Raw genomic sequence first — 20,691 nt, forward strand, 5'->3', positions numbered from 1 at the left:
AGCCTTACGAAACGCTTTTCAGACTCAACCCAAAAGCGCTTGCTTTGCAGGTTAGGCAGAAAGCGACGACGGGTGTGGTTCATCGCGTGAGAAACATTGTTACCGGAAACCGGACGCTTACCGGTTACCTGACAAACTCTGGACATACTTGCCTCCGACCTGAGCAATGGTCTTAATAAATACGAATTCGATTTTAATGCGTCTCTGGTTGCCGAGGAACGGTTACGTTCCTGTTTGCGCCCCTGAACTGAACGCTGCTCGCCAGACGCCGCCAGAAAGGGACGCTTTTATACCAGAACCAGCCCCCCAACGCAAAAAATTGTTGGGAATTTGGCCGGTTTTCCTGCATTCGCCTGCGACGGCTCACATCAACCCACGTTCTGCGAGAGATATTACCTCACCGTGGCCAACTACCATATGGTCAAGAACCCTGATATCCACCAGTCCGAGCGCTTCTTTCAGGCGTTTGGTCAGGGAGATGTCTGCTTGGCTGGGTTCGGCGACTCCGGAGGGGTGATTGTGGGCAAAAATAACGGCCGCCGCGTTATCTTCCAGTGCCTGCCGCACAACCTCCCGTGGATACACGGCGGCGCCGTCAATTGTCCCCCTAAACAGCTCCCGGTACTGAATAACCCGGTGTCGGTTGTCCAGAAACAGGCCGGCAAAGACTTCATGAGGGTAGGTGCCCAGCCGGCTGGTGAGAAAACGCCGGGTATCCTCCGGTGATCGCAGTGGATCACCCTGGCGCAGGGGTTCATCCATTACACGCCGTGCCATTTCCATGGCAGCCTGAACTTGTGAGTACTTTGCGGTACCCAGCCCTTTTATGCCACAGAACTGTCTGCGTGAGGCTGTAAGGAGCCCACGCAAGCCGGAAAACTCCTGCAGAAGAAAGCGTGAGAGTTCCATAACCGGCATGCCGGTGGTGCCAGTGCGTAAAAAAATAGCCAGTAGCTCGGCGTCAGACAGGCTTTCGGGGCCATGGGCGAGCAGCCGCTCACGAGGGCGTTCATCCACGGGCCAGGCTGTATCGGTCATTTCGGCTTCCTTGCATATCGTTTGGGGGGGCTTAGCGCTTCCTATGCGCTTTTGAGTTACAAAGGTTACTTCAAAAAGTAACAAATGGTAAACGTACCGAGAGTCTTGCAGGCTGTCGGTATTGTCAGGGCATGCTATCTTATAAGCCTTTCATTTTAAGCGGATACGGAGCCTTCATGGCCGTCAGAAAAATTCTGCTGGGTATAACCGGCGGCATTGCAGCCTATAAAAGTGCTGAGCTTGTGCGCTTGCTGAAAAAGGCCGGCTACGAGGTAAGGGTTGTCATGACTCGTGGCGCAGAAGCCTTTGTGACGCCCCTTACCTTTCAGGCCCTCAGCGGCGAGCCAGTGCGCACCTCTTTGCTTGATCCGGAAGCCGAAGCTGGCATGGGGCATATAGAGCTGGCCAAGTGGGCCGATCAGGTCGTCATTGCACCGGCTTCTGCGGATTTTGTCGCACGGCTTGCCCAGGGCATGGCCGATGACCTGCTGACCACCGTCTGTTGCGCAACCGAGGCTCCCATTGCCGTGGCGCCTGCGATGAATCAGGCAATGTGGAGTAACGGTCGCACCCAGCGCAATATCCACCTGCTGGAGGGCGATCCGCAAATTACGCTCTGGGGTCCGGCCCAGGGTGAGCAGGCCTGTGGCGACAATGGACCCGGGCGTATGCTTGAGGCCGCAGTGATCGCCGGGCTGATCATGAACAAACAGGCCGGCGCTGGCGAGCTTGCGGGCAAGCGTGTCGTAATCACCGCCGGCCCAACCCGTGAGCCGCTAGACCCGGTGCGGTATATCAGCAACCACAGTTCGGGCAAGATGGGCTACGCGTTGGCCACCGCCGCACGGGATGCAGGTGCCAATGTTGTTCTGGTCAGTGGGCCAGTCAATTTGCCGGCACCGGCGGGCATTGAAGTCCGTGACGTTGTGACCGCTGAGGATATGCTGCGGACCTCCACGGGTGCAGTCGATGAAGGCTGCGACCTGTTTATTGCAACGGCCGCGGTTGCGGATTACCGGCCCGAGAACTTTGCCAGCGACAAGATAAAGAAATCCAGTGAGTCCATGACGCTGCCATTGATACGCAACCCGGACACGCTGGCAACGATTGCCGGGCGCCCGGATGCGCCGTTCACCGTTGGCTTTGCCGCTGAAACCTCAGATGTTGCCCGCTATGCCAAAGGCAAAATGCAACGCAAAAAATTACGCATGGTTGTTGCCAATGATGTATCTGCCCCGGGGCTGGGGTTTAACAGTGACAATAATGCCGTGACAGTGTTCTGGCCGAACGGGCAGGAGACGATAGGGCCCGATACTAAAAAAGCTATTGCATCACGTCTTTTGGCGCTGATTGGCGAACACCTGAAGCAGGGATAATATGAGTAAAAAAAATTTACAGGTACGCATTCTTGACGGCCGGATAGGCAACCAGATCGCTTTTCCGGAATACGCCACCGAGGGTTCTGCCGGCCTGGACTTGCGGGCGTGTCTTGATGAGCCACTAACGTTGGCACCGGGCGATACAGCGTTAATCCGGACAGGGCTTTCCATCCACATTGCCGATCCGTCGCTGGCAGCCATGATTTTGCCCAGAAGCGGGCTTGGTCATAAACACGGTATCGTGCTGGGTAATTTGGTGGGGCTGATCGATTCCGACTATCAGGGCGAGTTGATGGTTTCCTGCTGGAACCGGGGCAATGCGGCCTTTACGGTTGATGTCGGTGAGCGGATAGCTCAGCTGGTTCTGGTCCCTGTGGTTCAGGCTGATTTTGAGGTGGTTTCCGAGTTTGATGCCAGTAGTCGGGGCGAGGGCGGGTTTGGCTCTACCGGTACCCGATAACCATTAAACCTTAGCGCAGAAACCTGTTGCCGTGTCTATACTTTGCCGTTAAGTGCTTGTCCAGGGCAAAAAAAATAATTGCAGGATGAACTATGAAACTGGGTAGGAAAAAAGCTCCCGAAGCGTCTGTTGATGAACATCCGGCTGACCAAACAGAACCAAAAACAAAAACAAAGACCCAGGCACACGCAGGGTCAAAGCTGAAACATCTTGGATCGACTGCCATTAGCCAGGCATTGGTGGTTTTACTGGCTGGTGTGGCGGTGATTGCTCTGATGCATTTTCTGGTGCTGCAGCCTGCCACGGAAAAACGCTTCAATGCCTGGAAAACCGCTGAAGCCGATGCAGCTTCCCAGCGTATAAACCAGTACCTTGAGCTGATGCAGCAGAGCGTGAACGGTCTGGCGACCCAGCCTCACGTGGTGGATACGTTGATGAAACGTGCCGATGCCGGGGCGGTTGAGCAGAGGTTGATGACGGCATTGCCAGGCGTCAAGGCGGCTTTTCTTTTTCCTTATCGCCAGATTCCGAGGACCGGAGGCGCAAACGTTTTGCTGGGCTTTGCCGGGCTTGAATTGGCTCGCCGGGCAGAAAATGGTCAGCCCCTCTATCCGGACGCCTTTCCCCGGGAAAACCAGTGGTACATGCAGATGGCTGCTCCTGTGCGGAACCCGGTCAGCAAAGCCGTTGTAGGCAGTCTTCTGGTGGTCTTCGATGCCTCTATGCTCCAGCCGCTGCTTTCCGTTGTAAATACCCGGCTCGGCGGGGAGCTTGCGCTGGTTCAGACGGTTTCCGGAGTCTCTCGCACCTTCGTTAGCAAGGGAGGTGGCGCGAGTGCCGGCACGAGCACCACGGAAGTCCGGGCGCTCGCCAACCCGGACTGGACTGTGAGCTATAAGCCAGGCGTCTTGCCGGAGGCTCCCGTTAATATACTGATGGTAGCTGTATTGGTGGGAGTGCCGGCGTTGCTGGCAGCGATACTGGTCTGGTGGTTGCTGATACGTGCTCAGAAAGGACTGCGTCACGAAGTGACCAACCTGATTCAATGGGCGCATAAAGTATTTGGTGGTGAACGTCAGAAGCTGCCGAGCTTCCAGTGGGATATGGTTTCCTCCGCTGGCGAGGTTCTGTATCGATTATCGCAAGTGGTGGACAAGCGCATGACCAAGGCGGCAGAGAATGCCCGGCCAAAGTCTGTGAAGGTCACAAAGACGGCTGAAGCGATGGACGCCGAGCCCCTGTTTCAGGACAAGGAGTTGCCGGATATAGATATGCTCGATGGTGATGAAGATGTTCTGGGCTTTGGCAGCGGCAATAATGACAGCTCGTTCTTTTCCGGCGGAGAGATGCCGGAAGTTGAAGAGACGGATGAGCCGGCAGTAGAGATGTCACCGGTTATTTTCCGGGCCTACGATATCCGCGGCATTGTCGGTGAGACCCTGTCGTCGTCCATTGTTGAACGGATTGGCATGGCTATAGGCTCGGAAGCGATCAGTCGCGGGCTGGCATCGCTTTGCATCGGTTACGATGGTCGTCATTCAAGCCCCGGGTTGGCGGATGCTCTGGCCCGTGGCGTTATGGCTGCGGGTTGTAACGTCATCCACGTGGGCGCTGTGCCCACGCCGGTACTCTATTTTGCCACCCATCACCTTGAAAATGGGTCGGGTGTTATGGTGACTGGCAGCCACAATCCGGCCAACTACAATGGCCTAAAAATCATGCTGGGCGGCGAAACGCTCTCTGGTGAGGCCATTCAGGCGCTCTACCGTCGGGTTCAGAGCGGTGATCTTGCTGCCGGACGCGGCACTCAGTCTACAGAAGATGTTCGCAGAGCTTATCTTGAGCGTATTCTGGGCGATATCGCCGTCGCAGCGCCGCTCAAGGTAGTGGTGGATGCTGGCAACGGTATTGCAGGCGAGCTTGGCCCCATGCTGATCGAAGAGCTTGGTTGCGAAGTGATCCCACTGTACTGCGAGGTTGATGGCGACTTCCCGAACCACCATCCGGATCCCGGTAAGCCTGCCAACCTTGCAGACCTGATCGATAGAGTTAAAGCTGAAGGTGCAGATCTTGGCATTGCATTCGACGGTGACGGCGACCGGATGGGCCTGGTGACCAATTCAGGCAAGATTATCTGGCCGGATCGTCTGTTGATGCTATTCGCTCGGGATGTGGTCTCACGGAACCCCGGCGCCGATGTGCTTTACGATGTGAAATGCACCCGACGGCTGGCGGGAGTGATTTCCGAAGCCGGCGGGCGCCCTATCATGTGGAAAACCGGTCACTCCCTGATGAAGGCAAAAATGAAGGAAACCGGCGCTTTGCTGGCAGGCGAGATGAGTGGCCATATTTTCTTCGCAGAACGCTGGTACGGTTTTGATGACGGGCTTTATGCCGCTGCCAGACTTCTTGAAATACTGGGCATCGAAGACCGCCACAGCGACGACGTGTTCGAAGACTTCCCTGAAGATATCAGCACGCCGGAGCTTAACGTCGAAGTAACCGAAAGCAGCAAGTTCAGGATTATCGAACAGTTGGGCAACGTGGGTGACTTTGGTGACGGTAATATCAGCACGATCGACGGCATCCGTGTGGATTACGCTGATGGCTGGGGTTTGTGCCGCGCGTCCAATACCACACCGGTTCTGGTGTTGCGCTTTGAAGCGGAAACCAAAGAGGCTCTGGAGCGTATAAAAGATATTTTCCGGGCCCAGCTTCGGAAAGCAGCGCCGGATCTGGTGGCGGACTTCTGAAGCCCGTCATGCAGGCGGCTCAGGCTCCCGATTTACATTTCTGATTTATTAAGGCAACAAGATGACGCTGGATCGTGAAACAGCAATGCAGGTGGCAACAGTTCTGAGCCGGGGTTTACCGTACATTCAGAGGTTTACCGGGAAAACGGTCGTTATCAAATATGGCGGTAACGCCATGGAAAACGAGGACCTCAAGAGCAGTTTCGCCCGTGACGTAGTGCTTATGAAGCTGGTTGGCATCAACCCGATTGTTGTCCATGGTGGCGGCCCCCAGATTGGTGAGTTGCTGCAGCGTCTCAATATCCAGTCCCGCTTTGTGAACGGCATGCGTGTTACCGATGCCGCCACCATGGATGTGGTGGAAATGGTGTTGGGTGGCCAGGTAAACAAGGAAATTGTGTCCCTGATCAACGCCCAGGGAGGCACCGCTATCGGCCTCACCGGGAAGGATGCCAACCTTATTCGTGCCCGGAAACTCGAAGTGGTGGACCGTTCGCCGGAGCTGGAACGCCCTGAGATTATTGATATCGGGCGCGTTGGCGAGGTGGCCAGTATCAATGTGGATGTGATCGACATGCTTACCCGCAGTAACGTGATCCCGGTGATTGCGCCAATTGGGGTAGGGCCTGATGGCGTATCCTACAATATCAACGCAGACCTGGTTGCCGGCAAGGTTGCAGAGGCCATGAAGGCTGAAAAACTGATGCTGTTGACCAACGTATCCGGGCTCAAGAGCAAGGAAGACAAGGTGCTCACCGGGCTGACCGCGCAGCAAGTAAATGATCTGATAGAAGACGGCACCATTCATGGCGGCATGCTGCCGAAGATCCGCTGCGCACTGAGCGCGGTAGAGAATGGTGTGCGAACGTCCCATATCATTGATGGCCGGGTAGCTCACGCGTGCCTGCTGGAAATCTTTACGGATGAGGGTGTCGGCACACTTATTTCCCGTAACTGACGGCATTTCTTGAGGATTTTCCGGATGAAACGTCTGTTCACAACTCTGATTCTGGCTGCATTGCTCGGCTTTGCCGCGTTTAAGGCAGGCGTTTGGTGGCTGGCGGATCAACGCATGTCAGAAGCGCGTCAGGCGCTTGGCGAAAGCGGGGTTCTGGAGCGTGGCAGGATCGGTTCCGGAGTCGAGGGCCGCTTGGTGCTGTCTGGCGCATCCTGGCAGGATTTTGAACTGACTCAGCCGCTGATTATCGGTCGGGCAGAGTTTGATGCTGGTTCGCCCCTTGCCTTGTTAGCGGCGCTAGCTAGTCCTTCAGATATGCCGTCCAGCTGGACTTTGCGGGCAGAAGCGCTGACATTGGTTCTTGAGGCAACCATGTTCCGGAACTGGGTAACTGCAGACGGAGCCAGCGGGCGCCAGAAGGCATCATTATTCGCGCTTCCCTGCGCACCCGATCCGCGTCAGCAGCTTGGCAGCGGTGATCTGTTACGCATGGGAATAACCCGTTTGTCCGGCGAGCTTATCCTGAATCAGACGCCTGATCGCGTTTACCTTGAGTTGAACTCTGCAAGCACCGCCAGCCTGGAGCTTAACTGGCCGGGTGCGCGCATTGATCTCGCATCGCGAGAAGCGACACTGACAAGCTCGTCCGAGCCCCTTGAAGTTACGTTGCGAGACGGCGGGCTTATGCGCCGGGTAGCAGCCTATTGCGCACGCGAAGCCGGCCTGGATCCGGTGCAGTGGGCCGGGCGCGCGCTGGGTGCTTTCGAGACCGGGTTGGAGGCGCGTGGCTGGCGAGCCAGCGATCAGTTGCTGGCGCTTTACCGGCAGTGGCTGCTTGAAGGTGGGGAAATAACGGCGTCGGTGCGGCCGGGTTCGGAAACACTGGGTATACCGGTGCGCCCGGAGGGTGAAAACGGCACCGTGGCTTGGGCACCGAAATACAATGGCGCCATGGTGCCAGATGTATTCCTTCGCAAAGCCGAGTCGGTTGCTCCCGAGGTACCGAAAGCCGCCTTTGAGCCGATAGTGCCCCGGGAGAATCCGGATATTACCCGCTGGTATACCGAAGATCTTGAACAGGCGGCCACGTGGGTCAATCGCAAAGTCCGGGTGTCACTCTCGAACGGTAATATAGTGGATGGCCGTCTTGCGAGTGTTACCGAGCGGCAGTTGGAAGTTGCCCGCGAGGTTGCAGGAGGTGAAGTAGCCTATCCTATAGCTGTCCGAGCTATTACAGCGTTTGAGGTCTGGCGGCGAGGCCAGGCGCAATAGCGCTCAAGCCGGACAAGGAGACACAATGCAGCAGTTCAGCGACGATACTGACAGCCGTAAAAATACCAGCAGGGCAGAAACCGTGCCGGGCGTGCGTGAGATGCTGACGCAGCTGATTTCGCTGCCGTCTATCAGCAGCGCCTCTGCAGAATGGGATCACAGCAACGAGCCTGTGGTGCGAACGCTTGGGGAGTGGCTGGAGGCCCTGGGTTTCTCTGTTGAGGTGCTGGCCGTGCCCGGGATGCCCGGCAAGTACAACCTGATTGGCACTCTGGGCAGCGGTTCTGGCGGCCTTGTGTTATCCGGCCACACGGACACGGTGCCTTTTGATGACAAGCGCTGGCAAAGCGACCCTTTTACCCTGACTGAACGTGACAACCGCTGGTACGGACTGGGCACCTGCGACATGAAAGGCTTTTTCCCTCTGGCAATCGAAGCTGCCAAAGCGTTTACAGCTGCCGAGCTGAAGCAGCCTCTGATCATTCTCGCGACTGCGGATGAGGAAACCTCCATGAACGGGGCCAGAGCGCTTGCAGAAGCAGGCAAGCCGAAAGCCCGTTATGCAGTCATTGGTGAGCCCACCAGCCTCCGGCCCGTGCGTATGCACAAAGGCATCATGATGGAGCGGTTAACGTTTGAGGGGCAGTCTGGTCACTCCTCTGATCCGGGGCTGGGACGCAATGCCCTGGAGGGTATGCACGAGGCCCTTGGTGAACTTCTGGCGCTGCGCGCAGACTGGCAGGCTCAGCATAGCAACCCGAATTTTGATGTGCAGGTGCCAACGCTCAACCTTGGTTGTATCCATGGCGGCGATAACCCGAACCGCATTTGCGCCCGGTGCGAACTGCACTTTGACCTGCGCCCGTTACCCGGGATGAGTATGGAAAATCTGCGTCAGGATATTCTGCACAAAATTCAGCCGGTGGCCGAGCGGCGCGAATTGATTATGGAATTCGAGCCGTTGTTTGATGGTGTGCCACCGTTTGAAACGCCGGCAGACGCCGCGCTGGTTAAAGCTTGCGAACAGCTTACCGGCCATACGGCGCAAGCAGTCGCCTTTGCGACCGAAGCCCCCTGGCTGCAGAAGCTTGGCATGGAGACCCTGATTCTGGGGCCAGGTTCTATCGATCAGGCCCACCAGCCAGACGAGTTCATAGAACTGTCGCAGCTTGAGCCTACGGTGAAGATTCTCAGGGGTCTTATCCGGCAGTTTTGTCTTTAAGTATCCTTGCGTGCCAGATTCCGGGCTGAGCGCTGCCGGGCGCCCACTCCAAAACACGCCCGTGAATACGTCCCTGTAGGGCTCGGTCGCGCCATCCCTGGCGCTCCACGGTTTTGGAGTGGGCGCCCGGCAGCGCTCTTGGAGTAAACTGGTATGCGCATCAAAAAATACGGACTGGGGAACAAAACTTGAAATCGAACGGCTGGCTGCATTCATTCCGTCATTCATCGCCTTATATCAATGCGCACCGTGGCCGTACGGTTGTGTTGACCATTCCGGGCGATGCGGTCGAGCATGAAAATTTCATCAACATCATTCACGACATCGCGCTACTGAGCAGTCTGGGCGTGCGCCTGGTTGTCGCCTTCGGGGCGCGGCCGCAAATTCAGCGCCGCCTGGATGGGGCCGGTTTGGAATCGACGTTTTCCCGCAGTCTGCGGATAACCCCCGAAGACCATTTGCCGCTGGTCATGGAAGCAACCGGTGGCTTGCGCGCATACCTCGAAAGCCAGTTGTCCATGGGGCTGGTGAATTCGCCCATGCACAATGCGCGCATTCGGGTGAGCAGCGGCAACTATGTGACTGCGAAACCTGTTGGCGTACTGGACGGCATCGATTTCGGTTATACCGGCAAGGTGCGGCGGGTTGACGTGGCCGGTATCGAGAAACTGCTGGAACAGGGGCATATCGTTTTACTTCCACCTATGGGTTATTCGCCCACCGGAGACACCTTCAATCTGTCGTACGAAGACGTAGGCAGCCAGGTAGCAGCGGCTCTTCAGGCGGAAAAGTTCATCGTATTTATTGATGATCAGGGCTTGCTCGAACAGGACGGTTCTCTGATTCGTGAGCTTTCAGCTCGGCAGGCGCCCGAGCGGCTGGCGGATGGAACGGTAACGGGGCATGACGCAGACCTGCTGCGGGCCGCCTGCGACGCCTGTGTGAAGGGTGTCAGGCGCGCACACTTTATCAGTTATGTGGACGACGGCGCCTTGCTGGAAGAGCTGTTCACCCGGGACGGAACAGGCACGCTGGTCAGTGGTGATCACTACGAACAGATCCGGCAAGCCCGGGCCGAGGATATCGGTGGAATTTTGGGGCTGATTGAGCCGCTGGAAGAGCAGGGCATTCTGGTGCGGCGGTCGCGGGAAATGCTGGAAACTGATATTGAACACTTTGTTGTCGCAGAGCGTGACGGCACCATTGTTGGCTGCGCCGCTTTGCATAACTACCCCGATGAGGGCGCCGGTGAACTATCCTGTTTTGCTGTGGATACGGCCTATCGCCGTGCCGGGCGGGGCGATGAGATTCTGCTAATGATCGAAAAGCACGCCCGCAGCCTGGGTATCCAGAAGCTGTTCGTGCTCACCACGCAAACAGAGCACTGGTTTCGTGAGCGGGGTTTCCAGCCCAGCACGGTTCAGGCTTTGCCCGGACCGAAGCTTGCCGCATACAACACTCAACGCAATTCAAAAGTCTTCTTCAAACCGCTGTGACAGATCTTGCAACACCTTCCAGCGCCGCTCATCAGGTTGCCGGGAAAGAGACTCCACAGCATGGTAAAACGCAAGGAAATCGTAGTCGGACTGTTTGTGTAGCTGTCGAAAGGCCGGCACATACTGATTGTATTGCGTAAACAGAGCGATACGAGCGTTGTTGAAGGCGACAGGAGGGGTTCCGAAGGGCCCTTTTATTTTTTCCCTGTGGCCTCCTGTTTCTGTTCTTTGGCTCTCGTCGGCAAGTAGCTCATCGTAAGCTGCATTGAGTTCCTCAAAAACGAGCCGTTTACGCTCGCGAAGACTGCTTTCGGAAAGCACGCCTTGTTGCCGATACAGATTTTTCAGATCAGCGCTGGCGGACTCTACCAGTGCATAGGTTTTGTTGCGTAACTCAAAACGCACAAGTGCCTGTTCGAATACTGATGGCTCCCCTTGGTGTGCCAACCAGAGCTTCAGCCCTTCCAGCTCCACAGCGGTGGCAAAGCTCTCGTTGAAGGCAGTGTCTTCTTTGATGTAGACAACCCGGTGGGCCAGCTCATGGAACATCAATGCCACCATGCGGTCATCAGACAGGCTGGTAAAGCCGGAATGCAGCGGGTCGTCAAACCACCCCAGTGTCGAGTACGCCGTTACACCGCCGATGAAGGTGTCGTAGCCTTTGGCCTTGAAGCGTTGCTCCTCACGTCGGGCATCTACAAGGTGAAAATACCCCCGGTATGCCTGGCAGCCAAGAGCCGGATAGCACCATTGGTGTGGTTGCAAGGAGAATTCAGGCACGGCCACCAGATTAACCACCACCCAGGAGTGTTCAAGAGCCACATAGTCTTTGAATGCATCGCCAGTTGGTAGTCCGAGACGCTCAGTTGCAAAACGGCGGGCCTGGCGGGACAGTATCAGCTTGTTACGGAGCTCGTCGGGGGTTTCTTTGTTGGCGATATAGCGGTCTACCGGTTCGCCCGCCATCGTCAGCGCCAGGTGGCCACGAATGGCCTGGGTGTAGTAACTGATGGTGGTGCAACCACTCAGGCATGTTATCAGTAGCAAAACCGTATAGATCTGACTAAGCTGCTTCATAGGTTACGACGTTAAGGCGGTGCGGTTTGAGTGCCCCCGGATAGCCGCTATAGTACACTCATATTAACGTTTAGAAGCACGGTCACGTTTTTCATAACAGAAAGTGGCAGCGACCACTATTTTTCAGGGACGTTAGTCGTTAGTGGGCAGAGTACCCGCCCCTTTCCGGCTTTGTGCAATATCAGGTAGTTCATGGATCCGAGAGAACGGCGCAACAGCCCCCGCAAACCTATCAAACTTGCTGCACAGATTGATCTGGGTACGGGTGAGTCGTGGCCATGCCAGATTGCGGATTTCTGCCCCGAGGGTCTGTTTGTACGCTATTCTGGCGAAACATCACGCAAGCTTGACCGGGTCTTTGCTTCCGCCACCCCATCTGAGCCGATAGTGCGCTTTCGCGGTCCGGATGGGAAAAAGCGCCATGAACTCCATGTCAGCATTGTCAGGCGTATCGACGGTGCCATGGGTGTTAATTTTACCCGTACGAATCCGGAAGCAGTTGCGGCTATGCTGCAGCAGTGCGGCGGCTCCCACGGCCAGGATCGCGCTTCATTGCGCGCCCCGAGCGAACGTGTCCAGTTTGTTCTGCACCAGTCTGCCCGAGCGGTTGTTCAGCACATAGAGCCACTCATGGATGTCTGCTTTGTGGAAATGGCCGTGGCCCTGAAAGAGGCGGCACAGAAAGCCACGAATGACCAGCAGGCTAACGAGTTGATGGATTTTTCGGGTCAGGTTCAGACCCGGCAGAGAGTTATATGGCACCAGATAGCTCGCAACCTTGAATCTCCGCTTAAACCGGCCCCCAAAGGCTTTCCCGGTTCCGAACTTTCGGTGGTGGACAAGGGCGAGTTTGAAGACTGGCTGACAATCCGGGTTATGGTTACCAAGGCCGACACCCAGTACCGCAAGGACCTGCTTCAACTCAAGCTACGCCTGGACAAACTGGGCATTGCCAATGCAACCGGGCACCATAACCCGCTTGGCCCGTCACTTGTGTGCGAGTCGTTTCACGCGGGGCTGAGCCAGCTCAAGGCCTCCAGAGAGGTTGAGAAAATCTGCCTTAAAGTGTTTGAACAGTCCGTTCTTTCCCACTTGGGGCCTCTCTATATAGAACTGAACAATATTTTGATTCGCCATGGCGTGTTGCCGGAGTTGGACCTCAGTAAGTATCTGAGTGAGCAGGCCGCTACTAATCCCCAGAGCACGCCGGTAGCAGAGCAGAATCCACCCGTTCAAAGCCATAGTGAACCAGCTCGGACCACCTCACAGCCAGTGGCCACGGGGCCAGATCAAAGCGATCGAACGGGCTCCGATGCCGGGGTGGCCACGCCAAAGAATCGCGATACCGAGCAGGGGAAGGGACGCTCAGGCAGCGAGTTCCGGAGTTATGCTCAGGCTGCACAAACAGCTTTTGCGACTGTACGTAATTTGCTTGGAACGCTCGCGGCCAGTCGCGCAACGAGGGGTGAAACTGAGCCCGCTCCCTTCCCGGTTAACGCCAAACCCATGTCTTCGGGCGAGTTGCAGCGCGAGCTTCAACAACTTCAGGCACAACCGGTTGAGGGTGCCAGCAACGTTACCCCGCTGCGGGAACGGGTGGTCGAAAAAGTCCGCGAGAGTGGCGCAAAAAAGCTGGATGACGAGCAGCAAAGTACACTGGATGTCGTAGATCGTTTCTTCCAGTCTGTTACTGAGAGCCTGAAACTTAGCGAATACGCCCAGGAGCGGATACGTCAGCTTGAAGTGCCGGTTCTGAAAGTTGTGATGCGCGACCCCGAATTTTTTGATGACAAGAACAGCCCCGTCAGAGGGGTGATGAACCGGTTGGCACAGCTTGGCGTTAAGGGTGGCCGACTCAATCCGGTGGTTCAACGCCGGGTTGATGAGCTTGTCCAGCGTATTACCACAGATTTTGAGCAGGATACCGGGGTTTTTGAGCAGACGGTTCAGGAGCTTGACGGGCTGATTGATCGCCAGAATCTGGTATACCGCCGTAACGTGGAACGGGTAACAGCTGCGGCGGAGGGCGCCCAGAAAGTTGCCGAGTCCAAGTCTGCAGTAGCCGATGTGCTGAACCGGAAACTGGCGGGACGCAAAGTACCAAAGGCCATACTCAGCCTGCTTGACGGTGGCTGGCGGGACTTGTTGTCGCTGACCTGGATACGCCAGGGACAGGATAGCCAGATCTGGCAGGATTATCTCTCGGTGGTTGATTCGTTACTGGCGTTCGGCGAAGACCGTGACAGCACAGTGAATCTGCCTGAACTGCTCAGGGTTATTCAGGATGGCTTGGCATCTATTTCCAGTAACCACATGCCGTCATCCCAGATACGTGGTGAGCTGAAGCAGTTTTTGGTGCGCAGTCCTGACAAGCCACTTGAAGTGGTGGAGGTGCCTGCGATACCGACTGAAAAAGACCTCAAACAGTCACTGTCGGAGCGTGAGCAGCGCAGCCTTCAGCGTTGGATAAACCGGGCTCAGAAGCTTCGGACGGGTGACTGGCTGCGAGATCAGGAAAAACCTGACGAACCGCAGTATATCCGGTTGGTTTGGGTAGCCCGAGGGTTCAGCCGGTTTGTTTTCGTGAATCACCAGGGCATGCGGGTTGTGGAGCTTGAGCTGGAGGCTCTTGCGCGCCAGATGCGCAAGGGCGTCATCGTGCCCGATGGCCAGTACGAGCGGCCGCTGGTGGATGAAAGTATCGACCGAATGGTTCGTAAGGTTTATGACCAGTTGTCCTGGGCCTCTACTCATGACGAACTGACAGGCCTTCTTGGGCGCCGAGAGTTTGAGCGCATGCTCGATCAACAACTGGCCCGGCGTGAAGACGAGCGCTCACTGTTGCGGCTGGATTTGCGCAAGTTCCGACTGTTGAACGACACCGCCGGTTATCAGGCCGGTGACGACACCCTGAAAAGTGTCGCGGACCTGCTGCGCGGTCATGTTGGTGACGGAATGCCTTTGGCACGGCTTGCAGGGAATGAATTTGGCATGCTGGTGCCGTCGGAGAACGCAGACGATGCGGCCCTTAATTTGATTACTGCCGTAGAGAATGCCGAGTTTGTGTACGGTGGCCGCCGCTACCAGTTGTCTGCCAGTGTTGGGGTTGTGCCTGAGTTGCCAGGGCTGGTCAGCGCTGAGCGCTGGCTGAGAGCGTCTGAGCAGGCCCTGGAGGCCTCCAGACAGAACGGGGTCGGCAAGATTGCTGTTTATTCCCTGGATGCGGATGATCAGGCCCGCCAGGAGCAGATCGCGGCCAAGGTTGCCAGCCTTGGTGATCTGGACGAAGAGCGGATGTTGTTGCGCTGCCAGAAGATAATTCCTTTACACGGCCGCACCAACATGGCAGCTCAGTATGAAGTGCTGATTAGCATGTACGACGATTTCGGGGTGCTGATTACCGGCAGGGATTTTGTGCGCATGGCAGAGCGGTATGACCGCATGCAGGCTGTCGATCGCTGGGTGGTGGGCCATATGCTGGACTGGTTGCGGGTAAAGGCGCCGGACCCCCGTCATCTTGGCGGCGTGTGCATCAATTTGTCCGGCTACTCACTAAACGACCAGTCGCTGCTTGAATACATTTATGAAAAGCTGAGTGAAAAGGACGCGCCTATCGAACGCCTCTGGTTCGAAATAACCGAAGCGTCCGCGATCACAGATGTGCAAGCGGTGGCCGATTTTATTATTGAGATGAAGGAACTGGGGTGCAGATTTTGCCTCGGAAACTTTGGCAGCGGCCCCAGCTCATTCGAGTTTATGCGCTCGCTACCGGTGGATCTGATCAAGATTGACAGCGCGTTCACTGGCCAGTTGAACACCAGTGAAACAGATCGCGCCATGGTGAAATCCATGGTGGATATGGCGCACTATATGAATCGGGAGGTGATTGCAGCCCAGGTTGAATCCCGCGATGTGCTGGATACACTGAGGCAAATGGGTGTGGATTACGCTCAGGGCTTTGTGATCGAGAAACCCTGTTCGCTCGATAGTCTTGCCTGACGTTTACCCGGCTCTCCTCGAACCCTTATCAACTTTCATTCAAACCACAGCGCGCCTCAGCCATGTCGAAACGTCACCCCATTATCGCGGTTACTGGCTCATCCGGTGCCGGCACAAGCACCACTGGTCAGATTTTCCGGCGCATGTTTGCCAGTGAGGAGTTGACCGCAGCAATGGTCAGCGGTGACAGTTTTCACCGTTATAACCGGGAGCAGATGGCTCGACTGGCCGCCAAGGGTCAGTTCGGTGAGCGTAACCATTTTGCCCTTGCTGCCAACCATATCGATAAGTTGGAGGCGCTGTTTTACGACTACGGCCAATCAGGCACCGGTCGATATCGACAGTATGTTCACGATGAAGATCGTGGTTTGCAAGCTGAAGGGAACAAACCGGGTACGTTCACGGCCTGGGGCTCGCTGGAACCCGACACCGACCTGCTATTCTACGAAGGTCTGCACGGGGCTGTTGTGAGCGAGGCGTTTAATATCGCGCAGTACGTGGATCTGCTCATTGGTGTGGTGCCCATTGTAAATCTGGAGTGGATTCAGAAAATCCACCGGGATACCTATCAGCGGGGTTACAGTCAGGAAGCGGTGGTTGCCACGATCATCAATCGAATGGACGATTATGTTCACGATATCGTGCCGCAGTTTTCACATACCCATATCAACTTTCAGCGTGTTCCCCTGGTGGACACGTCCAACCCGTTTGTGGTCCGGGATGTGCCGACGGAAGATGAAAGCATGCTGGTGATACGCTTTCGGGATGCCTCCGAGGTGGATTTTTCCTACCTGCTGCAAGCAATACCGAACAGTACCTTGTCACGCCACGACACTCTGGTCATTCCGGGGCCGAAAATGGCGCTGGCCATGGATTTGATCGTAAGGCCCATGGTGCAGCGCCTGATTGCCCGGAAATCGTTTGCCTGATTCCGCCGGAAGCTTTTATTCCACGTTGCGTGAGTAGAATATCTCCAGCTTCTCGCGCCGCAGGCGGTCTTCGATGGACTGTGCTATTTCCGGGTCCAGTTCGTCGGCATTTACTCCGAACACATGGTTATCCAGGTTGAACTCTTTCAGCATCATTTTGGTGTGAAAGAGATTTTCCTGATAAACGTTCACATCGATCATCTGATAGGCGTTCTGGGTATCTTCGGTCAGATAGTTCTGGATCGAATTGATGTCATGGTCAATGTAATGCTTGGTGCCGTCTATATCGCGAGTAAAACCACGTACACGGTAGTCGACGGTAACCACATCGGAATCGAAGCTGTGGATCAGGTAGTTCAGTACCTTCAACGGCGAGATCAGGCCGCAGGTAGATACGTCAATGTCTGCCCGGAAGGTGCTGATGCCCTCATGAGGATGGCTCTCCGGATAGGTGTGTACTGTGACGTGGCTCTTGTCCAGGTGGGCTACTATGGTGTCGGGAAGCGGGCCGGGTGATTCTTCGTTGTCGGGTTCTTCGCCGCTGGTCAGTTCATGCTCGGCAATGAGCATGGTAACCGATGCGCCGTGAGGCTCGTAATCCTGACGGGCGATGTTGAGAACATTGGCGCCGATAATCTTGACCACGTCGGTCAGGATCTGAGTCAGGCGCTCCGCGTTATACATCTCGTCAATGTAATCAATATAGGCTTCGCGTTGTTCTTCGGTCTGCGCGTAACAGATGTCGTAGATATTGAAGCTCAGGGATTTGGTCAGGTTGTTGAAACCGTGCAACTGAAGTTTTGATTCCATGCTCAGCCCCTCCGGATTATGGAGATGAATGACGGTAAAGCGGCAATTGCACGCTCTGCGTAGGCCGCCACCGATTACTGACCAGGTTGTTCACCTTTTGCGTAGACCGGCGGAGAAAGGGCGGTATTATGCACGCCCTGCCGGGTATTGAATAGTGTTGTGAGTATGGCTTATTCCGCGGCGTGAATTTCATGGCTGTGAGTGATTTCCACGCCTGCTTTTTCCAGCATGATTGAGGCGGAGCAGTACTTCTCGGCGGACAGGCTTACGGCGCGTTTTACCTGGCTTTCCTTGAGATTGTGGCCGGCCACCACAAAATGAAGATGGATTTTTGTGAACACCGACGGTATGGCCTCTGCTCGCTCGGCTTCCAGTTCGGCGTGGCAGGCGGTGACGTCCTGACGGCTTTTTTTCAGAATGCTCATCACATCAAATGATGAACAGCCCCCAAGACCCATGAGCAGCATTTCCATGGGGCGGGGGCCCAGGTTTTCGCCGCCGTGATCGGGTGGGCCATCCAGTTGCACGGAGTGCCCGGTGCCACTCGTTACCCGGAAGCTGGCGTTGCCTGTCCAGTCGACGGTTGCTTTCATGAAGGGTGCTCTCCTGTTGCGCAGGGGCGGGCATTGGCCCGCCCGGAAATAAACGGATGGGGCAGGATGCTAGCACAACCGGGGTTGCGTGACAGTTGGGGCATATATCCGAGATACATCCTGTATACTGTTTCCAGTTGCTCGAAGCAGGCCTTCTTGCTATAAATTGCTCTGTTTTGTAGCAAAAATAAACGAACCCGCAGGGAAAGCCGGGTGAACAACAAACATCGGAACCCGCCAGTATTTGAGGAGGCACGACTCGCACCATGGCCACTATCGTCAAGCCGGTTGAGCAAAAAACCAAGCATCTCGACTATTTTCTTTCGCAATGCCATCGTCGCCGGTACCCGGCCAAGAGCACCATTATTTACGCGGGTGACAAAAGCGACTCCCTCTTTTACATCGTCAAGGGTTCCGTCACGGTTATCATCGAAGACGATGATGGCCGTGAAATGATCATGGCCTATCTCAATGCCGGAGACTTTTTTGGCGAGATGGGACTGTTCGACAACATGGATTCCCGCAGTGCCTGGGTGAAAGCCAAAACCGAATGTGAGGTAGCTGAGATCAGCTACCCCAAGTTCCGGGAAATTGCCCAGCAGGATCTCGGGGTTCTCTATTTCATTGGCGAGCAGATGGCGTCGCGGCTGCGCCAGACTACCCGTAAAGTTGGCGATCTGGCATTTCTGGACGTAACCGGTCGGGTTGCCCGCACCCTGCTGGATTTGTGCAAGGAGCCGGATGCCATGACGCATCCCGACGGCATGCAGATCAAAATCACCCGTCAGGAAATCGGCCGTATTGTTGGGTGCTCGCGCGAGATGGTAGGTCGAGTTCTGAAAACTCTTGAAGATCAGGGGCTTGTGAGAGTTAAAGGCAAAACCATGGTGGTTTTCGGTACCCGCTGAGGTATAACGAGGGTTCCTGGGCCAGAAGCTCGGTCAGTCAACAATTGCAACGGATTTCACCTGCATCCAGACCTGCTGACCGGCTTCAATATCAAGAGTGTGCACGGCTCGACTGGTCAGGCGTGAGAGAAACGGAGTTTGCCCCGCGAGTAGGCGTACCATGGAGGTTCCCGGGCTTACGTCCGAGGCCACTTCGTCAACGGTCGCGGGGAGAATGTTCTGGATGCTCTGATCGGTCTGTTCGCTCCGGGCCAGGCTGATATCCCGGGCAAGCACCTGCAGACGTATCCGCTGCCCGATTGCCAGGCCTCCATCCGCCCTCACCCAAAGATGTCCTCCCACAAAATCCGCGCGGCACAGGTGCCATCGGTCGTCGCGCTCCGATATGACAGCCTCGAGAATAACCCCCGCATCTTCCTCAAGCCCAAAAGGCTGATCCGTACGCGCCATGATCTGCTGCAGCGGGCCTTCTGCAACCACCCGTCCCTTGTCCATCATCACAATGTGATCTGCCAAGCGTGCGACTTCGGCCGTGGAGTGGGAGACATAGAGCATGGGGATGGCGAGGTTGTCCCGAAGCGCCTCCAGGTAAGGCATGATTTCCTGCTTGCTGCTCTGGTCCAGAGCAGACAGGGGTTCGTCCATCAGCAAAAGCCTTGGGCTGGTAAGTAGCGCCCTTGCTATAGCGACGCGTTGGCGCTCGCCCCCCGACAGTTTTTCTGGCATTCGTCCAAGCATCCGAGAGAGCCCCAACCATTCAACAGCCTGATCGAAGGATATCTGGCGCTCGTTCTGCGGAATGCGCTTGTATCCGTACATCAGGTTGCGCTGTACCGACAGGTGAGGGAACAGGCTGGTTTCCTGAAACACATAAGCCAGCGGCCGCTGGTGAACGGGGCGGCTGCCACGTTCACCCTGCCATTCGTCACCATTAACACGCATGGTGCCTTCGGCAGCCTGCAGGCCTGCCATGCAGCGCAACAGCGTTGTTTTACCGCAGCCCGAGTGCCCGAACAGTGCGGTGAGCCCGCTCCCCGGCAGTTCCAGATCGACATTCAGTGCAAATACCCCAACGTGGCAGGCGAAGCGTGCCTGTATCCCTGTTGCCGCCATTATTTCACCAGCCCGGATTGCAGCCGGCCATTGAGGGAATAGAGCGTTACCAGCACCACGAAGGAGAAAACAACCATACCTGCGGCCAGCCAGTGGGCCTGAGTGTACTCCAGGGATTCTACATGGTCGTAGATAGCCACCGAGAGCACCTTGGTTTCACCGGGTATGTTGCCGCCGATCATCAGCACAACACCAAACTCGCCTATGGTGTGCGCAAAAGTGAGCACGCCGGCGGTAAGGAATCCCGGCCGGGCCAGGGGGAGCACAATGGAGAAAAAGCGATCCCGGGGTGACGCCCGAAGCGTAGATGCGACCTCAAGAAACTGTTGGTTAATGGATGCAAAAGCATTCTGCAAAGGCTGAACGGTAAACGGCAGTGAATAGATAACCGATGCAATCACCAGGCCTTCGAAAGTGAAGGGCAACAAACCCAGCCCCAACTGCTCGGTGATCTGGCCCACCATACCTTTCGGACCCATCAACACGAGAAGGTAAAACCCGAGAACCGTAGGCGGCAATACCAGGGGCAGCGCAACAATAGCTGCAATAGGCTGCCTTACCCAGTGGTTGCTACGGGCCAGCCACCAGGCGATGGGCGTTCCCACCATCAGGAGTATGGCGGTGGTAAAACCTGCAAGTTTCAGGGTGAGCCACACTGGCTCCCAGTATATATCCATGGTGTTG

At 56.0% G+C, this 20,691-nt stretch carries 17 protein-coding genes; 10 read left to right on the forward strand and 7 right to left on the reverse strand.

Annotation, left to right across the window (positions count from 1 at the left end; all coding sequences use genetic code 11):
• Together rpmB and radC are read right to left on the reverse strand one after the other, a co-directional pair.
• Positions 1-146: 50S ribosomal protein L28 (gene rpmB, locus ACN0V1_RS12350; protein ID WP_417545430.1), on the reverse strand; the 146-nt coding region annotated here is incomplete at its 3' end.
• A gap of 217 nt (positions 147-363) precedes the next feature.
• Positions 364-1,038 carry a RadC family protein gene (radC, locus tag ACN0V1_RS12355; RefSeq protein WP_417545282.1) on the reverse strand — a complete coding sequence of 225 codons (675 nt, stop codon included), beginning with the start codon at positions 1,036-1,038 and terminating at the stop codon, positions 364-366.
• A gap of 176 nt (positions 1,039-1,214) precedes the next feature.
• Here radC and coaBC point away from each other — a divergent pair, with 176 nt between their 5' ends.
• From coaBC to argA, 7 genes are all read left to right on the forward strand, one after another.
• Complete coding sequence (gene coaBC, locus ACN0V1_RS12360) at positions 1,215-2,414, forward strand: bifunctional phosphopantothenoylcysteine decarboxylase/phosphopantothenate--cysteine ligase CoaBC (RefSeq protein WP_417545283.1); 1,200 nt, start codon at positions 1,215-1,217, stop codon at positions 2,412-2,414.
• 1 nt (position 2,415) lies between these two features.
• Positions 2,416-2,877, forward strand: coding sequence for a dUTP diphosphatase (gene dut, locus ACN0V1_RS12365; protein WP_291946981.1), 462 nt, complete (start codon positions 2,416-2,418; stop codon positions 2,875-2,877).
• Between the two features lie 92 nt (positions 2,878-2,969).
• On the forward strand, positions 2,970-5,630 hold the full coding sequence (locus tag ACN0V1_RS12370; protein WP_417545284.1) for a phosphomannomutase/phosphoglucomutase: 2,661 nt from the start codon (positions 2,970-2,972) through the stop codon (positions 5,628-5,630).
• 61 nt (positions 5,631-5,691) lie between these two features.
• Positions 5,692-6,588 carry an acetylglutamate kinase gene (argB, locus tag ACN0V1_RS12375; RefSeq protein ID WP_417545285.1) on the forward strand — a complete coding sequence of 299 codons (897 nt, stop codon included), beginning with the start codon at positions 5,692-5,694 and terminating at the stop codon, positions 6,586-6,588.
• A gap of 24 nt (positions 6,589-6,612) precedes the next feature.
• Entirely contained in the window at positions 6,613-7,860 is a 1,248-nt protein-coding gene (locus ACN0V1_RS12380; protein WP_417545286.1) for an acetylornithine deacetylase, read from the forward strand.
• A 25-nt stretch (positions 7,861-7,885) separates the two neighbouring features.
• Positions 7,886-9,082 carry an acetylornithine deacetylase gene (gene argE / locus ACN0V1_RS12385; RefSeq protein WP_417545287.1) on the forward strand — a complete coding sequence of 399 codons (1,197 nt, stop codon included), beginning with the start codon at positions 7,886-7,888 and terminating at the stop codon, positions 9,080-9,082.
• Between the two features lie 188 nt (positions 9,083-9,270).
• Positions 9,271-10,578: an amino-acid N-acetyltransferase gene (gene argA / locus ACN0V1_RS12390; protein WP_417545288.1), complete on the forward strand. Its 1,308-nt coding sequence runs from the start codon at positions 9,271-9,273 to the stop codon at positions 10,576-10,578.
• On the opposite strand, the gene ACN0V1_RS12395 is transcribed toward argA, so the two are convergent.
• A complete protein-coding gene (locus tag ACN0V1_RS12395) occupies positions 10,552-11,655 on the reverse strand; it encodes an aminopeptidase (protein WP_417545289.1) in 1,104 nt (367 codons plus the stop codon). The two genes, argA and ACN0V1_RS12395, sit on opposite strands and share 27 nt — an antisense overlap.
• 192 nt (positions 11,656-11,847) lie before the next feature.
• Here ACN0V1_RS12395 and ACN0V1_RS12400 point away from each other — a divergent pair, with 192 nt between their 5' ends.
• Positions 11,848-15,654, forward strand: a complete 3,807-nt coding sequence (locus ACN0V1_RS12400) for a DUF1631 family protein (RefSeq protein ID WP_417545290.1) — start codon at positions 11,848-11,850, stop codon at positions 15,652-15,654.
• Positions 15,655-15,716: 62 nt separating this feature from the next.
• On the forward strand, positions 15,717-16,583 hold the full coding sequence (locus tag ACN0V1_RS12405; RefSeq protein WP_417545291.1) for a phosphoribulokinase: 867 nt from the start codon (positions 15,717-15,719) through the stop codon (positions 16,581-16,583).
• Positions 16,584-16,598: 15 nt separating this feature from the next.
• On the opposite strand, the gene speD is transcribed toward ACN0V1_RS12405, so the two are convergent.
• Together speD and ACN0V1_RS12415 are read right to left on the reverse strand one after the other, a co-directional pair.
• Positions 16,599-17,393, reverse strand: a complete 795-nt coding sequence (gene speD / locus ACN0V1_RS12410; protein WP_417545292.1) for an adenosylmethionine decarboxylase — start codon at positions 17,391-17,393, stop codon at positions 16,599-16,601.
• 170 nt (positions 17,394-17,563) lie between these two features.
• Positions 17,564-17,986 carry an OsmC family protein gene (locus ACN0V1_RS12415; RefSeq protein WP_417545293.1) on the reverse strand — a complete coding sequence of 141 codons (423 nt, stop codon included), beginning with the start codon at positions 17,984-17,986 and terminating at the stop codon, positions 17,564-17,566.
• Positions 17,987-18,252: 266 nt separating this feature from the next.
• Here ACN0V1_RS12415 and crp point away from each other — a divergent pair, with 266 nt between their 5' ends.
• Positions 18,253-18,894, forward strand: a complete 642-nt coding sequence (crp, locus tag ACN0V1_RS12420) for a cAMP-activated global transcriptional regulator CRP (RefSeq protein WP_096783948.1) — start codon at positions 18,253-18,255, stop codon at positions 18,892-18,894.
• 33 nt (positions 18,895-18,927) lie between these two features.
• Here the strand turns inward: crp and modC are convergent, their stop codons facing one another.
• Positions 18,928-20,007 carry a molybdenum ABC transporter ATP-binding protein gene (modC, locus tag ACN0V1_RS12425; protein ID WP_417545294.1) on the reverse strand — a complete coding sequence of 360 codons (1,080 nt, stop codon included), beginning with the start codon at positions 20,005-20,007 and terminating at the stop codon, positions 18,928-18,930.
• A complete protein-coding gene (gene modB, locus ACN0V1_RS12430) occupies positions 20,007-20,684 on the reverse strand; it encodes a molybdate ABC transporter permease subunit (protein WP_417545295.1) in 678 nt (225 codons plus the stop codon). Before modB ends, modC begins: the two co-directional genes overlap by 1 nt.
• Positions 20,685-20,691: the final 7 nt, after the last annotated feature.

This window comes from Marinobacter sp., from assembly GCF_048266785.1.
Taxonomy (GTDB): domain Bacteria; phylum Pseudomonadota; class Gammaproteobacteria; order Pseudomonadales; family Oleiphilaceae; genus Marinobacter.

Bases quoted from the DNA above. Each gene is read 5' to 3' on its own strand.
- radC (WP_417545282.1), bottom strand. From the start codon at position 1,038: ATGACCGATACAGCCTGGCCCGTGGATGAACGCCCTCGTGAGCGGCTG.
- coaBC (WP_417545283.1), top strand. From the start codon at position 1,215: ATGGCCGTCAGAAAAATTCTGCTGGGTATAACCGGCGGCATTGCAGCC.
- dut (WP_291946981.1), top strand. From the start codon at position 2,416: ATGAGTAAAAAAAATTTACAGGTACGCATTCTTGACGGCCGGATAGGC.
- ACN0V1_RS12370 (WP_417545284.1), top strand. From the start codon at position 2,970: ATGAAACTGGGTAGGAAAAAAGCTCCCGAAGCGTCTGTTGATGAACAT.
- argB (WP_417545285.1), top strand. From the start codon at position 5,692: ATGACGCTGGATCGTGAAACAGCAATGCAGGTGGCAACAGTTCTGAGC.
- ACN0V1_RS12380 (WP_417545286.1), top strand. From the start codon at position 6,613: ATGAAACGTCTGTTCACAACTCTGATTCTGGCTGCATTGCTCGGCTTT.
- argE (WP_417545287.1), top strand. From the start codon at position 7,886: ATGCAGCAGTTCAGCGACGATACTGACAGCCGTAAAAATACCAGCAGG.
- ACN0V1_RS12395 (WP_417545289.1), bottom strand. From the start codon at position 11,655: ATGAAGCAGCTTAGTCAGATCTATACGGTTTTGCTACTGATAACATGC.
- ACN0V1_RS12400 (WP_417545290.1), top strand. From the start codon at position 11,848: ATGGATCCGAGAGAACGGCGCAACAGCCCCCGCAAACCTATCAAACTT.
- ACN0V1_RS12405 (WP_417545291.1), top strand. From the start codon at position 15,717: ATGTCGAAACGTCACCCCATTATCGCGGTTACTGGCTCATCCGGTGCC.
- speD (WP_417545292.1), bottom strand. From the start codon at position 17,393: ATGGAATCAAAACTTCAGTTGCACGGTTTCAACAACCTGACCAAATCC.
- ACN0V1_RS12415 (WP_417545293.1), bottom strand. From the start codon at position 17,986: ATGAAAGCAACCGTCGACTGGACAGGCAACGCCAGCTTCCGGGTAACG.
- crp (WP_096783948.1), top strand. From the start codon at position 18,253: ATGGCCACTATCGTCAAGCCGGTTGAGCAAAAAACCAAGCATCTCGAC.
- modC (WP_417545294.1), bottom strand. From the start codon at position 20,007: ATGGCGGCAACAGGGATACAGGCACGCTTCGCCTGCCACGTTGGGGTA.
- modB (WP_417545295.1), bottom strand. From the start codon at position 20,684: ATGGATATATACTGGGAGCCAGTGTGGCTCACCCTGAAACTTGCAGGT.